This window comes from Streptomyces coeruleofuscus (assembly GCF_039532725.1).
GTDB lineage: Bacteria > Actinomycetota > Actinomycetes > Streptomycetales > Streptomycetaceae > Streptomyces > Streptomyces coeruleofuscus.
Map to the genome: position 1 here is coordinate 98,591 of NZ_BAAASE010000003.1, position 14,114 is coordinate 112,704.

The 14,114-nt window shown below is 71.3% G+C and carries 12 protein-coding genes; 7 read left to right on the forward strand and 5 right to left on the reverse strand.

The window, feature by feature from the left end; genetic code table 11:
• Window positions 1–49 precede the first annotated feature (49 nt).
• The gene (locus ABFX81_RS11750; RefSeq protein WP_086848737.1) at window positions 50–1,240 is read left to right on the forward strand and encodes a globin domain-containing protein; all 1,191 of its coding nucleotides are present in this window, start codon (window positions 50–52) and stop codon (window positions 1,238–1,240) included.
• Here ABFX81_RS11750 and ABFX81_RS11755 read toward each other — a convergent pair.
• Window positions 1,237–1,686: an Rrf2 family transcriptional regulator gene (locus tag ABFX81_RS11755; protein WP_086848739.1), complete on the reverse strand. Its 450-nt coding sequence runs from the start codon at window positions 1,684–1,686 to the stop codon at window positions 1,237–1,239. The two genes, ABFX81_RS11750 and ABFX81_RS11755, sit on opposite strands and share 4 nt — an antisense overlap.
• 218 nt (window positions 1,687–1,904) lie before the next feature.
• On the opposite strand from ABFX81_RS11755, the gene ABFX81_RS11760 reads away from it, so the two are divergent.
• The 5 genes from ABFX81_RS11760 (at window position 1,905) to ABFX81_RS11780 (ending at window position 7,837) form a co-directional block, all read left to right on the forward strand.
• Entirely contained in the window at window positions 1,905–2,570 is a 666-nt protein-coding gene (locus ABFX81_RS11760; RefSeq protein WP_086848741.1) for a DUF3105 domain-containing protein, read from the forward strand.
• Window positions 2,567–3,187: a DUF305 domain-containing protein gene (locus ABFX81_RS11765; RefSeq protein ID WP_086848744.1), complete on the forward strand. Its 621-nt coding sequence runs from the start codon at window positions 2,567–2,569 to the stop codon at window positions 3,185–3,187. The genes ABFX81_RS11760 and ABFX81_RS11765 overlap by 4 nt, the downstream gene beginning before the upstream one ends.
• A gap of 158 nt (window positions 3,188–3,345) precedes the next feature.
• Complete coding sequence (locus tag ABFX81_RS11770; RefSeq protein ID WP_086848746.1) at window positions 3,346–5,289, forward strand: protease pro-enzyme activation domain-containing protein; 1,944 nt, start codon at window positions 3,346–3,348, stop codon at window positions 5,287–5,289.
• A gap of 92 nt (window positions 5,290–5,381) precedes the next feature.
• Complete coding sequence (locus ABFX81_RS11775; protein WP_086848747.1) at window positions 5,382–7,136, forward strand: NAD+ synthase; 1,755 nt, start codon at window positions 5,382–5,384, stop codon at window positions 7,134–7,136.
• A gap of 134 nt (window positions 7,137–7,270) precedes the next feature.
• The gene (locus ABFX81_RS11780) at window positions 7,271–7,837 is read left to right on the forward strand and encodes an O-methyltransferase (RefSeq protein ID WP_428837162.1); all 567 of its coding nucleotides are present in this window, start codon (window positions 7,271–7,273) and stop codon (window positions 7,835–7,837) included.
• Window positions 7,838–7,984: 147 nt separating this feature from the next.
• On the opposite strand, the gene ABFX81_RS11785 is transcribed toward ABFX81_RS11780, so the two are convergent.
• From ABFX81_RS11785 to ABFX81_RS11800, 4 genes are all read right to left on the reverse strand, one after another.
• On the reverse strand, window positions 7,985–9,202 hold the full coding sequence (locus ABFX81_RS11785; RefSeq protein ID WP_086848753.1) for an MFS transporter: 1,218 nt from the start codon (window positions 9,200–9,202) through the stop codon (window positions 7,985–7,987).
• Between the two features lie 156 nt (window positions 9,203–9,358).
• The gene (locus ABFX81_RS11790) at window positions 9,359–10,411 is read right to left on the reverse strand and encodes an endonuclease/exonuclease/phosphatase family protein (RefSeq protein ID WP_086848754.1); all 1,053 of its coding nucleotides are present in this window, start codon (window positions 10,409–10,411) and stop codon (window positions 9,359–9,361) included.
• 176 nt (window positions 10,412–10,587) lie between these two features.
• The gene (locus ABFX81_RS11795) at window positions 10,588–11,223 is read right to left on the reverse strand and encodes a TetR/AcrR family transcriptional regulator C-terminal ligand-binding domain-containing protein (RefSeq protein ID WP_086848756.1); all 636 of its coding nucleotides are present in this window, start codon (window positions 11,221–11,223) and stop codon (window positions 10,588–10,590) included.
• A gap of 91 nt (window positions 11,224–11,314) precedes the next feature.
• The gene (locus ABFX81_RS11800) at window positions 11,315–12,916 is read right to left on the reverse strand and encodes a DHA2 family efflux MFS transporter permease subunit (protein ID WP_086848758.1); all 1,602 of its coding nucleotides are present in this window, start codon (window positions 12,914–12,916) and stop codon (window positions 11,315–11,317) included.
• A gap of 201 nt (window positions 12,917–13,117) precedes the next feature.
• Here ABFX81_RS11800 and panB point away from each other — a divergent pair, with 201 nt between their 5' ends.
• Complete coding sequence (gene panB, locus ABFX81_RS11805) at window positions 13,118–13,993, forward strand: 3-methyl-2-oxobutanoate hydroxymethyltransferase (RefSeq protein WP_086848760.1); 876 nt, start codon at window positions 13,118–13,120, stop codon at window positions 13,991–13,993.
• Window positions 13,994–14,114: the final 121 nt, after the last annotated feature.

Below are 14,114 nucleotides of genomic sequence, written 5' to 3' on the forward strand. Positions count from 1 at the left end.
GATGCAACTTTAAATACTGTGCGCGGCAGTCGAGTCCTGAGGAGTCCCGATGCTGTCCGAGCAGTCCGCCGTCACCGTCCGCGCCACCCTCCCCGCCGTCGGCGCGGCCCTCGGCACGATCACCGAGCGCTTCTACGCCGGGCTGTTCGCGGCCCACCCCGAGCTGCTGAACGACCTGTTCAACCGGGGCAACCAGGCCGCCGGCACCCAGCGGCAGGCGCTCGCCGGATCCATCGCCGCCTTCGCGACGCACCTGCTCGACCACCCGGAGCAGCGGCCGGACGCGATGCTGCACCGCATCGCCCACAAGCACGCCTCCCTCGGCGTCACGCCCGAGCAGTACGACATCGTCCACGAGCACCTGTTCGCCGCCATCGCCGACGTGCTCGGCGACGCCGTCACCCCCGAGGTCGCCGCCGCCTGGGACGAGGTCTACTGGCTGATGGCGAACGCCCTCATCGCCGTCGAGACGCGGCTGCGGGAGGAGCGGGGCGGGTACGCCTGGCGGGCCTGGGAGGTCGTCGAGCGCGTCGCCGAGACCGACGACGTCGCCACGTTCCGGCTGCGGCCCGCCGACGGCGGTCCGGTGCGGGACTTCCTCGCGGGCCAGTACGTCTCCGTCCGCGTCACGCTCCCGGACGGCGCCCGGCAGATACGGCAGTACAGCCTCTCCGGGGCGCCCGCCCCGGACCTGCGGCAGATCAGCGTGAAGCGCGTGCAGGGCGACGGCGCCCCCGACGGCGAGGTCTCGAACCACCTCCACGCGCGCGTGCAGGCGGGTGACGTCCTGGAGCTGTCCGAGCCGTACGGCGACCTCGTCCTGGACGCCGGCGCCGGCACCCCGCTGCTGCTGGCCTCGGCGGGCATCGGCGTGACCCCCATGACCGCGATGCTGGCCCACCTCGCCGGCTCGGGGCACCGCGCCCCGGTCACCGTCGTGCACGGCGACCGCTCACCCGCCGCCCACGCCCTGCGCGGCGACCACGAGGCCTACGCCGCCAAGCTGCCCGACGCGTCCGTCCACTTCTGGTACGAGCAGGACGCCCCGGCGGGCACCCGCTCCGGCCTGGTCGACCTCGCCGACGTCCCGGTCGCGCCGGGCACGCGCGCGTACCTGTGCGGGCCGCTGCCCTTCATGCGGGCGGTACGGGCCCAGCTGATCGGCAAGGGCGTGGCACCGGCCGACATCCACTACGAGGTGTTCGGGCCGGACCTGTGGCTGGCGGGGCAGGCGGCCTAGGTATCACGGGGAGAAGCGCCCCGCGAGATCCCCAGCAGCAGCGCCCCGGTCGGCTCCGCCACGATGTCCGCCACCGTGATCGGGTCCAGTGAGGCGAAGAAGGCCTCCTGGGCCCGGCGCAGGGCGCCGCGCAGGCGGCAGGCGGAGTTCAGGGGGCAGGGCGTGGGGCCCTCGCAGTCGACGACGTCGCCGTCGCCCTCGAAGGCGCGCACCACGGCGCCCACCGACGCCGTGCGGCCCCGCTCGGTGAGCGTGAGACCGCCGCCGCGGCCGCGACGGGCGGCCAGCAGGCCCATGTGCTGGAGCTCGGCGACGACCTTCGCCAGGTGGGTGTACGGCACGTCCATGCCGGTGGCGACGTCGCGGGTCGTCGGACTCGACTCGTCGGCGACGGCGAGCCGCATCAGGACCCGCAGGGCCAGGTCGGTGGAGCGCAGCAGCCGCATGCTCGCAGCCTAGGTAATCGGTATCTCAGGTTCAAATAATCCGGATCCCGGGTGCGAACAGCCCGGATCACAGGTTCGAACAGTCAGGGGAAGCTGTCGGTCACCTGTCGGTGCCGTATCGATTCAGCCCATTCCCGCGGCCGCCCTACGAGGGGCCCGGTCTCCCCCATTACGATCAGCTCACCCGACCGTCCCACTTTCCCCACGAAGGACACCCCATGGGCTCCGCCAAGAAGAGCAACACGGACCGCAAGGCGCGGATAGAGGAGATGCGGCGCGCCGAGCAGGCCCGTGAGCGCCGCAACCGGATCCTCACCATCACGGCCAGTGTCGTGATCGTCTGCGGTCTCGTCGCCGGCGGTGTCGTGCTCGTGCGGTCCCAGTCCGACGGCGGCAGCGACACCGCGGCGAGCGACTCCTCGGCCAAGGGGAAGTTCGTCACGGGCAAGGACGGCGTGAAGAAGTGGGAAGGCGAGCTGGCCCGCAACCACGTCACCAAGGCGGTGAAGTACGCCTCCGTGCCGCCGGTCGGCGGTGACCACAACCAGGCCTGGATGAACTGCAACGGCGACGTCTACACCAAGGAGATCAACAACACCAACGCCGTGCACTCGCTGGAGCACGGCGCGGTGTGGGTGACGTACAACGCCGACGCGAAGAAGGCCGACATCGACGCGCTCGCGGCGAAGGTGAAGAAGACGCCGTACACGCTGATGAGCCCGCTGGACGGCCAGAAGGGCCCGATCATGCTCTCGGCGTGGGGTCACCAGCGCACGGTGACGGGCGCGAGCGACCCGGACGTCGACAAGTTCTTCGAGAAGTTCGTCCAGGGCGAGCAGACGCCCGAGCCGGGTGCCGCCTGCACGAACGGCCTGTCGCAGTGAGGCAGGTCGGTCTGATCGCGGGAGCCGCGGCGACGGCGCTCGTCGCGGCCGGCGCGATCACCTACGCCGTCGCCGGGGACGACGGCGGCGGCCGGACCCCGTCCGCCGAGTCCGCGGACGCCGGGTTCGCTCGGGACATGGCGGTGCACCACCAGCAGGCCGTGGAGATGTCGTACATCGTGCGCGACCGCACCGAGGACGAGGAGGTGCGGCGCCTCGCGTACGACATCGCGCAGACCCAGGCCAACCAGCGCGGCATGATGATCGGCTGGCTCGACCTGTGGGGGCTGCCCAAGGTGTCCTCCCAGCCGCCGATGACGTGGATGGACATGGGTGACATGGCCTCCGGCAAGGACGGCGCGCTGATGCCGGGCATGGCGACCAACACGGAGCTGAAGAGGCTCGGCGAACTCAGCGGCAAGCAGGCGGAGATCTTGTACCTCCAGCTGATGACGGACCATCACCAGGGCGGCGTCCACATGGCCCAGGGCTGTGTCGACAAGTGCACGGTCGGCGTGGAGAAGCGGCTCGCGCAGGGCATGGTGGACGCGCAGCGGTCGGAGATCGGCCTGATGGCGGACATGCTCAAGGAGCGGGGCGCCGCACCGCGCTCGTAGGGCGTAAGCCCCAAATCACCCTGTGGTGCGGCCTCTTGGCCTCCTCTTGGCCTCCGTAGAGCGCTTCTTGGGCTGCGCATTCCCCTGGCATGAACGGTTCGTCGCGAGAGTGGCGACCGTCGAGTGATCCACTCGCGTCGAACCGCACTGGGGGTTCCATGAGATCCAACCGCGCCAAGGTGCGCGCCGGAGTGAGCATGGCGGCGACACTGCCGATGCTCGTCGGCGCGCTGGCGCTCGGCATACCCGCGGCCCACGCCGCCGACCACCCGCTCCGCGACCTGCTCGCCGGGACCAAGCCCGCGTGGGCCACGGCCAGGGCCGACGAGGGCGCCACCTCCGACGGCGCCGGGGTGTCGGCCCGGGTCTATCTCCGGGGCCGCGACGCGGCCGGCCTCGCCGCGTACGCCAAGGCCGTCTCCGACCCGACGTCGGCCTCGTACGGCAAGTACCTGACGGCAAAGCAGGCGCAGGCCCGCTTCGGCGCGACCGAGGCCCAGGTGGCGGCCGTGAAGTCCTGGCTGACGGCCGCCGGCCTGAGAGTCACCGGCGTCACGGCGCACCACGTCTCCGTCACCGGTGACGTGGCCGCCGCCGAAAAGGCGTTCGGCGCCCAGCTGCACGACTTCGCCAAGGGCTCGAAGACCTACCGCGCCCCCGCGAGCACCGCCTCCGTGCCGGCGGGCCTGGCCGACGCCGTGCTGACCGTCACGGGCCTGGACAACGCCCCGCACATGGTCACGCACGACGACCGACTGCCGCCGCCGGACACCGTGTTCCGCAACGCCGGGCCGTTCTCCTCGTACTACGGCTCGAACACCGCGAGCACGCTGCCGGACGCGTACGGCACGAAGATCCCGTACGCGATCAAGGGCTACACCGGCAAGCAGCTGCGGGCCGCCTACGGCGCGGGCACCCGCACCGGCAAGGGCGTCCGGGTCGCCATCACGGACGCGTACGCCTCGCCGACGATCGCCTACGACGCGTCCACCTACGCCGGCAAGCACGGCGACGCGGCCTGGAAGACCGGCCGGCTCCACCAGGTGCTGCCCAGGAAGTACACGGACACCAAGGCCTGCTCGGCGTCCGGCTGGTACGGCGAGGAGACCCTGGACGTCGAGGCCGTGCACGCGGTCGCGCCGGCCTCGGACGTCACCTACGTGGGTGCCGCGTCCTGCTCCGACGCCGACCTGCTCGACGCCCTCGGCAAGGTCGTCGACCACCACCTGGCCGACATCGTCTCCAACTCCTGGGGCGAGGTCGAAGCGGCGCAGACGCCCGACCTCGCGGCCGCCTACGACCAGGTCTTCCAGCTCGGCGCGGTCGAGGGCATCGGCTTCTACTTCTCCTCCGGCGACAACGGCGACGAGGTCGCGAGCTCCGGGACGAAGCAGGTCGACTCCCCGGCCAACTCGGCGTGGGTGACCGCCGTCGGCGGCACCTCGCTGGCCGTCGGCAAGAACGACACGTACCTGTGGGAGACCGGCTGGGGCACCGACAAGGCGAACCTGTCGGCCGACGGCAAGAGCTGGACGGACTTCCCCGGCGCCTTCACCTCCGGCGCGGGCGGCGGCACCAGTGAGATGGTGGCGGAGCCCTCCTATCAGCAGGGCGTCGTACCGGACGCGCTGGCGAAGGCCGACAGCGCGTACGGCAACCGCGTCGTCCCGGACATCGCGGCGATCGCCGACCCGAACACCGGCTTCCTGGTCGGCCAGACGCAGACCCTGCCCGACGGGAAGACGCAGGCGTACAGCGAGTACCGGATCGGCGGCACCTCGCTCGCCGCGCCGACCATCGCCGCCATCCAGGCGCTGGCCCAGGAGGCCCGCGGCGGCACGCCGATCGGCTTCGCCAACCCGGCGATCTACGCCGAGGCCGGCTCCAAGGCCTACCACGACGTCACCGACGACCCGACGGGTTCCGGCCTGGCCGTGGCCCGCGTCGACTTCGTGAACGGCTACGACGCCACGGGCGGCCTGGCCACGTCCGTACGCAGCCTGGGCAAGGACAGCTCGCTCTCGGCCGTGAAGGGCTACGACGACGTCACCGGCGTGGGCACGCCCGCGAGCGGTTACGTGGAGTCGTACCGGCGCCGCTGACTTCCGCGAGCCGACCACCGCAAGGGGAACGGGGTGGTGTGGGGGTGACCCACGCCACCCCATTGCGTCGCTCTGACGATTACACTGGGCCCGTGCCTCAACTACGTCTCGCCCTGAACCAGATCGACTCGAGCGTCGGCGACCTCGCCCAGAACGCCGAGTCGATCGTCCGCTGGACCCGGCACTCCGCCGAGCAGGGAGCCCATCTCGTGGCGTTTCCCGAGATGGCGCTGACCGGGTATCCCGTCGAGGACCTGGCCCTCAGGCCGTCCTTCGTGGAGGCCTCCCGGGCGGCGCTGCGGAGCCTTGCCGTCCGCCTGGCCGACGAGGGCTTCGGCGAGCTGCCGGTGATCGTCGGCTACCTCGACCGCTGCGCGACCGCCCAGCCGAAGTACGGCCAGCCGGCCGGCGCGCCGCAGAACGCGGGCGCGGTGCTGTACGGCGGTGAGGTGGTCCTGAACTTCGCCAAGCACCACCTGCCGAACTACGGCGTCTTCGACGAGTTCCGCTACTTCGTGCCCGGCGACAGCATGCCGGTCCTGCGCGTCCACGGCGTCGACGTGGCCCTGGCCATCTGCGAGGACCTCTGGCAGGACGGCGGCCGTGTCCCCGCGGCCCGCTCGGCGCGGGCGGGCCTGCTGGTCTCGATCAACGCCTCGCCCTACGAGCGCAACAAGGACGACACGCGCCTGGAGCTGGTCCGCAAGCGGGCCCAGGAGGCCGGCTGCACCACGGCCTACCTCGCCATGATCGGCGGCCAGGACGAGCTGGTGTTCGACGGCGACTCGATCGTCGTGGACAGGGACGGCGAGGTCGTGGCGCGGGCGCCGCAGTTCTCCGAGGGCTGCGTCGTCCTGGACCTGGAGCTGCCTGCGGCGTCGGCGGACGCGCCGACGGGCGTGGTCGACGACGGCCTGCGCATCGACCGGGTGGTGCTGTCGGAGAAGCCTCTGGCTCCGTACGAGCCCGAGCTCACCGGTGGCTACGCGGACCGCCTGGACGACGACGAGGAGGTCTACTCGGCGCTGGTCGTGGGCCTGCGGGCGTACGTCGCGAAGAACGGCTTCAAGTCGGTCCTGATCGGTCTGTCCGGCGGTATCGACTCGTCGCTGGTCGCGGCGATCGCCTGTGACGCGGTGGGCGCGCAGAACGTGTACGGCGTGTCGATGCCGTCGAAGTACTCCTCGGACCACTCCAAGGACGACGCGGCGGAACTGGCCCGCCGCACCGGCCTGAACTACCGCACCGTCGCCATCGAGCCGATGTTCGACGCGTACATGGGCTCCCTGGGCCTGTCGGGCCTGGCCGAGGAGAATCTCCAGTCGCGCCTGCGCGGCACGCTGCTCATGGCCATCTCCAACCAGGAGGGCCACATCGTCCTGGCCCCCGGCAACAAGTCGGAACTGGCGGTCGGCTACTCCACGCTCTACGGCGACTCGGTGGGCGCCTACGGCCCCATCAAGGACGTCTACAAGACGTCGATCTTCAGCCTGGCCGAGTGGCGCAACCGGGCCGCCGTGGAACGCGGCCAGACCCCGCCGATCCCCGAGAACTCCATCACCAAGCCCCCGAGCGCGGAACTCCGCCCGGGCCAGGTCGACACGGACTCGCTCCCCGACTACCCGGTGCTGGACGCGATCCTGGAGCTCTACGTCGACCGGGACCGGGGCGCCGACGAGATCGTCGCGGCCGGCTACGACCGGGCGCTGGTCACGAAGACCCTGCGCATGGTCGACACGGCCGAGTACAAGCGACGTCAGTACCCGCCGGGGACGAAGATCTCGGCGAAGGGCTTCGGCAAGGACCGCCGCCTGCCGATCACGAACGGGTGGCGGGAGTCGGTCTGACACTCGTCGACGAGCCGGCAGGGCTTCGGGCAGCGCCGCTGACTTCGACGGGCGGTCCGTCCAACTCCCCTGGCCGGTCGGCTCGTTGACGGGGGCTCAGGTAGCGTCGGCCTGACACCGACAGGGAGCTGATCATGGCAGAGCGTGAGGTTCCGGACCGCGTGGTGGTCGCCGAGCGGCTTGCCGCCGAGGCGGGGTTCAAGAAGAGCTGTATCCCTGAAGTGGGCAGGCTGCTCAGGCTGGCCGCCGCCGCCAAGCCCGGTGGGGTCGTCGCCGAGAGCGGCACCGGCTCGGGGGTGGGCACCGCCTGGCTGCACAGTGGCCTGGGGGCCGGTGCGCGTCTCGTCACCGTGGAGCGGGACGAGGAGCTGGCCCGGCGAGCGGCGGGCGTCTTCGGGGACGACGACCGCGTCAGGGTGCTGACCGGCGACTGGCGCCTGCTGGAGCGGCACGCCCCGTTCGACGTCTTCTTCTGCGACGGCGGCGGCAAGCGGGACGCCCCTGAACGGGTCGTCGACCTGCTGGCGCCCGGCGGCATCCTCGTCCTGGACGACTTCACCCCGTCGGCGGACTGGCCGCCCCGGTTCGAGGGCGAGGTGGACGAGCTCCGCCTCTTCTACCTCACCCACCCGGCCCTGGACGCCACCGAAGTCCTCACCACGCCGTCCAGTTCGGCGGTTGTCGCGGCACGTCGCATCTGACCACGGGGAAGGCGACGCCGCCTCTCGGGTGCCGTACGGGGCGGTCCCTTACACAGCGGTCCCTTACACAAAGGGCGGCAGCCCGCAGGTGCACACCCGCGGGCTGCCGCCCGAGTCACCGCGCCGGCGCACCGGCGGAGACTTTCGTCAGCGGCGCACCGCTTCCGCCTCCTGCGGGACATGGCTCGCCACGACCCGCTCGCGGCCGCCGGCCGGCGCGGTGCGCCGGTCCACCGCGTACGCCAGCGACGCCACGCCGAGGCCGAGCACGGCCAGGACCGCGCCGGCCAGGGCCGGGGAGGTGACGCCGAAGCCCGCGGCCAGGGCGAGGCCGCCGATCCAGGCGCCGCCGGCGTTGGCCAGGTTGAAGGCGGCCTGGTTGGCGGAGGAGGCCAGGGACGGGGCCGACGCGGCCTTGTCCATGACCATCAGCTGGAGCGGGGAGCCCGTGGCGAAGGCCGCCATGCCGAGCAGGATCACGGCGACGGCGGCGGTGAGTTCCGTGCGCATCAGCAGCGGGAACAGCGCCAGTACTGCCACCAGGGCGCCCAGGCCGCCGAACAGCGTGCCCCGCAGGGAGTGGTCGGCCAGGCGGCCGCCCAGCAGGTTGCCGGCGGTCGCGCCGACACCGAACAGGGCCAGCAGCAGGGTCACGCTGGCTCCGGCGTACCCGGCGGCGTCCGTGAGCATGGGCGTGATGTAGCTGTAGGCCGCGAAGAGGGCGCCGAAGCCCGCGACCGTCGTGCCGAGCGACAGCCAGACCGGGACGGAGCGCAGGGCGGCCAGTTCGCCGCGCAGGCCCTTCGCGGTGGCGTGCTCGTGGTCGTGCGGGATCAGGAACGCGAGCGCGGCGATCGCCGCCAGGCCGATGGCGCTGACGCCGAGGAAGGTCGCCCGCCAGCCGAGCTGCTGGCCCATGAGGGTCGCGACGGGCACACCCACGACGTTCGCGACCGTCAGGCCGAGGAACATCAGGGAGACCGAGCGCGCCTTGCGTTCGGGGGCGACCATGTTGGTCGCGACGACGGCGCCGACGCCGAAGAAGGCGCCGTGCGGCAGACCGCTCAGGAAGCGGGCCGCCAGCAGCCAGCCGTTGTCGGGAGCCAGGGCCGACAGCGCGTTGCCCGCGACGAACAGCCCCATCAGCCCGATCAGGACCGTACGGCGGGACATCCGGGCGGTGACCGCGGCCAGCAGGGGGGCGCCGATGACGACGCCCAGCGCGTACGCCGACACCAGGTGGCCGGCGCTGGGTATCGAGATGTTCAGGTCGTCCGCGACATCGGGCAGCAGCCCCATCATCACGAACTCGGTCGTACCGATGCCGAAGGCGCCCACGGCGAGGGCGAGCAGGGCCAGGGGCATGAGGGAGCCTTTCGAGACTTGCGGTGTTCGTACTTCACGACTTCGTATGTTCAAGTACGGAACAAAGTCTCGCAGGCCGACTATTCCGCGAGGCCTCCAGGAAGTGAAGCCGCGGTTGCCCACTCCTGCCGGACAGGCCTTGAGCTGCGGTTTTTCTCAGCCTCCTGTGGTGACACTCACACGGGCCGCGACGGGCAGGTGGTCGCTGGCCGTCTGCGGGAGGGTCCACGAGCTCTCCGGCTTCAGGCCCCTGACCATGATCTGGTCGATGCGCGCCATCGGGAACGACGCCGGCCAGCTGAACCCGAAGCCGTTGCCGGCGGCGCCCTGCGTGGAGCGCATCTGGGAGGTGACGGCGTTGAGCGCGCGGTCGTTCATCGTGCCGTTCAGGTCGCCGAGCAGTACGACGTTCTTCAGCGGTTCGTGGGCGATGGCCTCGCCCAGGAAGTCGGCGCTCCGGTCGCGCTGCCGGGCCGTGAAGCCGGCCTCCATCTTCACGCGCACGGACGGCAGATGGGCGACGTAGACGGCGACCTGCCCGGCCGGGGCGGTCACGGTGGCGCGCATGGCCCGCGTCCATCCCAGGTCGATGTCGACGGCCCCCACGCCGGTCAGCGGGTACTTGCTCCACAGCCCGACCGTGCCCTGCACCGAGTGGTACGGGTACGTCGAGTCCAGCGCCCGCTCGTACGTCGGGACCGCGCCCGCCGTCAGCTCCTCCAGGGCCACCACGTCCGCGCCGGAGGCGGCCACGTCACGGGCGGTACCGGCCGGGTCGGGGTTGTCCGCGTTGACGTTGTGCGTGGCCACGGTGAGGTCGCCGCCGGTGGCGGTCTTGTCGCTGACCTGGCCGCCGAAGAGGTTCAGCCAGACCATGGCCGGCAGCAGCACCGCGATCAGGGCGGTCGCGGACTTGCGGACCACGGCGACGAGGAGCAGCACCGGGATGAAGAGGCCGAGCCAGGGCAGGAACGTCTCGACGAGGCTGCCGAGGTTGCCGATCGTGTTCGGGATCCGCGAGTGCAGCAGCATGACGACGGCCAGCAGCACCGCGCACGCGGCCACGACGATCCCGCGCCGCCAGATCTGCCGGTCACCGCGCCAGTCGCCGAGGAACCGGTCGAACAGGCGCCGAAGCCGGTCTCCCCGGGGCTCGGGCCCCGAGCCGCCGTCTGCCGTCTCCGTCATGTACGCCTGCTGCTGCGCCATACCGTCGCCTCACTGCCTGCCGTGCACACCATCGCCCCCGTGTCTACGACCCTAGGGGATGATCCGTTCCGTTCCCGCCGTCGCTCGACGGCCGTACGGGGGCGAGGACGTTCGAGCCCGCGGGACGAGTTCCGGTCGGGACCGGAGTAAGCGCCCTCTGTGACGAAACGCGCACACTAGGACCCGTGAGCTGCGGAACTGACGGGCCGTAGGCCTTCGAGGAGTGTGTCGACGACCTGGGCGGCGAGGTCGTCGGGGAGGTCGGCGTCCGGGCGCAGGACGGAGCGCACGAGCACGGGGCCGATGAACATGTCGCTCAGAAGTTCGATGTCGACGTCCGTACGCAGTTCGCCGTTCTCCTGTCCCCGGCGCAGGATCTCCAGGCCCAGCCGGCGGCGCGGTGCGAGGACGGTGGCCTCGTACGCCGCCCAGATCTTCGGGCTGCTCTTCATCTGGGCGTGCACGTTGGTCAGGATCGCCGACGAGCGCTTGGCCAGGCCGCGCCGGCGCGCCTGTTCCAGCAGGGCCACGAGGTCGTCGCGCGTGGAGGTGCCGGGGAGCGGCGGCCCGGGGGGTTCGGTGGCGCGCAGGACGTCGGCGAAGAGTTCCTCCTTGCCGCTCCAGCGGCGGTAGATGGTGGCCTTGCCGACGCCGGCGGTGCGGGCGATCCGCTCGATGGACAGCTCCGCGAGGGGCACGCCCTCCTCCAGGAGCCTCATCACGCCCTCGATGATGGCGCGCTCCACGGCCTCGCTTCTGGGGCGGCCCCTCGGGGGGCCGTCTGGCCGGGGGTGCCGTTCGGCGAGGCTCACGTCGCTGGGTCCTTTCCTGGGCAGGATGAGGATGATTCTCCCGCAGGGGCTACGACCGCGTGTCCGAGGTCTACGACCGCGTGTCCGAGGACTACGGCCGCGCGTCCGACAACTCCCTTTCCTCCTCCCCCTGCTGCGGCTCCGGCTGCCTGCCGGGCAGGAACAGCGCCACGACGACCGCGCCGATCAGCGCGACCCCCGCTCCCCACAGGGCGGTGACGTGCATCGCGTGCAGGAACGCGTCGTAGGCCGGGGCGACCAGGGCCTCGCCCTGCGGGCCCAGCTTCGCGGCGACGCCGAGGGTGGCCTCGATGGACTCCCCCGCGGTGTGCCGCAGGGCCGGCGGCAGCCGGTCGAGCTTGTCCTCGATGCCCGTGCGGTAGGCCGCGGACAGCACCGAGCCCAGGACGGCGATGCCCAGGGCGCCGCCGACCTGCCGGAAGGTGTTGCTGAGCGCGGAGGCCGAGCCGGCCTTCTCGCGGGGCAGGGCCTGCATGATGACGACGCTGACCGGCGTCATGACGTGCGCCATGCCGGTGCCCATCAGGAAGAAGATCACTTCCAGGATCCAGATGGGCGTGTCGGCGTCGAGCGTGGCGAAGGCGGCCAGCATCGCGGCGATGACCAGCATTCCGGCGGTCGTGGTGGCCTTGTTGCCGAAGCGGTCGACCAGCAGCCGGGCGCGCGGCGCGAAGATGAGCTGGGCGGCTGCCAGCGGCAGCATCAGCAGACCGGTCTGGAGCGGCGAGTAGGCGCGCACGCTCTGCGTGTAGAAGACCGAGAAGAAGGTCACGCCCATCAGCGCGAAGAAGACCAGCGCGATGGCGGCGACGGCGGCCGAGAAGACCTTGTTCTCGAAGTACGTGACGTCGATGGACGGGTGGTCGGTGCGCTTCTCGAACAGCACGAAGGCGACGAGCACGGCGAGCCCCGCGCCGATCGTCGCCAGCACCGTGGCGTCGGTGAAGTCGGCGAGCTGGCCGCCCTTGATGATGCCGTAGACGAGCAGCACCAGGCCGACGACGGACAGCACGACGCCGACGGGGTCGAGGCGGCCGGGGCTGGGGTCGCGGGAGTCGGGCACCAGCCACAGCATCAGCGCGAGCGCGAGCAGCACGATCGGCACGTTGACGAGGAAGACCGAGCCCCACCAGAAGTGGTCGAGGAGCACACCGCCGGTGATCGGGCCGATGGCGATGGCGAGGCCGACGCCGCCCGCCCAGATGCCGATGGCCTTCGGCTGCTCCTCGCGCTCGAAGACGTTCATGAGGACGGCGAGGGTGGCCGGCATGACGAACGCGGCGCCGAGGCCCATGACGGCCCGGAAGGCGATGAGCTCGCCCGGGGAGCCGGAGAAGGCGGCGAGCGCGGAGCCGACGCCGAACACCGCCAGCCCGCCGAGCAGCACCTTCTTGCGGCCCAGCCGGTCCCCCAGCAGGCCGGCGCTGAACAGCAGGCCCGCGAAGACGAGGGTGTAGGAGTTGATCGCCCACTCCAGCTCGCTCTGCGTGGCCCCCAGGCCGGTCGGGGCGGGTGTGGAGATCGTCTTGATGGCGACGTTCAGGATCGAGTTGTCGAGGACGACGATCAGCAGGCTGAGCATCAGCACGCCGAGGATCGCCCAGCGACGCCGGTGCACCGCTTCCGGTACGCGAGGGCCGGTGGGGGCGGCACGGTCGGCAGGAGTAGTCATGCCGTCGACCCTAGAGCCATTTCGATACGAGACCGTCTCGTATTGAATTACTTTTACCGAGCCCTTACGTGCGCTGTGCTTCCGGCACCGGGGCGGAACTCACAGGGGCTCCCCTAGCCCTGGATGACACGAGGTGCCACCATGGACGTGGTCCGGGGACGCCGTCAGGGCGCCTCGAGATGACGTGTTAGGAGCCGTGCAATGACGCAGCTTCCGGCTGCCCAGACTGCTCAGAAGAAGTCCTCCGACGGCGGCAAGACGCTGTACGGGGGCAAGGGCACCCGCCGCATCACCGTGCGGGACATCGCCGTCGCCAAGGAGCGCGGCGAGAAGTGGCCCATGCTCACCGCCTACGACGCGATGACCGCGTCCGTCTTCGACGAGGCCGGGATCCCGGTCATGCTCGTCGGCGACTCGGCGGGCAACTGCCACCTCGGGTACGAGACGACCGTGCCCGTCACCCTCGACGAGATGACCATGCTGTCGGCGGCGGTCGTACGGGGCACCTCGCGCGCCCTGATCGTCGGCGATCTGCCCTTCGGCTCCTACCAGGAGGGTCCGGTGCAGGCGCTGCGCTCGGCGACCCGGCTGGTGAAGGAGGCGGGCGTGCAGGCCGTGAAGCTGGAGGGGGGCGAGCGGTCGCACGAGCAGATCCGGCTGCTCGTCGAATCCGGCATCCCGGTCATGGCGCACATCGGCCTGACCCCCCAGTCCGTCAACTCGATGGGCTACCGCGTCCAGGGGCGGGGCGAGGAGGCGGCCCAGCAGCTGCTGCGGGACGCCAAGGCCGTGCAGGACGCGGGCGCGTTCGCCGTGGTGCTGGAGCTGGTTCCGGCGGAGCTGGCGGCCGAGGTGACGCGGGTGCTGCACATCCCGACGGTGGGGATCGGTGCGGGTCCCGAGACGGACGCGCAGGTGCTGGTGTGGACGGACATGCTGGGTCTGACCGGCGGTCGCGTCCCGAAGTTCGTCAAGCAGTACGCGAATCTGCGTGAGGTCATGGGGAACGCGGCGAAGGCGTTCGCGGAGGACGTGGTCGGCGGGACGTTCCCGCTGGAGGAGCACTCCGTTCACTAGAGCCAGAGGGGTGCCCCACTGGAGCCATAGCGGTACCACGACAGCCCGTCGATCTTCCCCCGTCGACGGGCTGTCCCCTTGCCGGGACCACCGACAAGGGCTGTCGGCGGTCTGTCGGTGC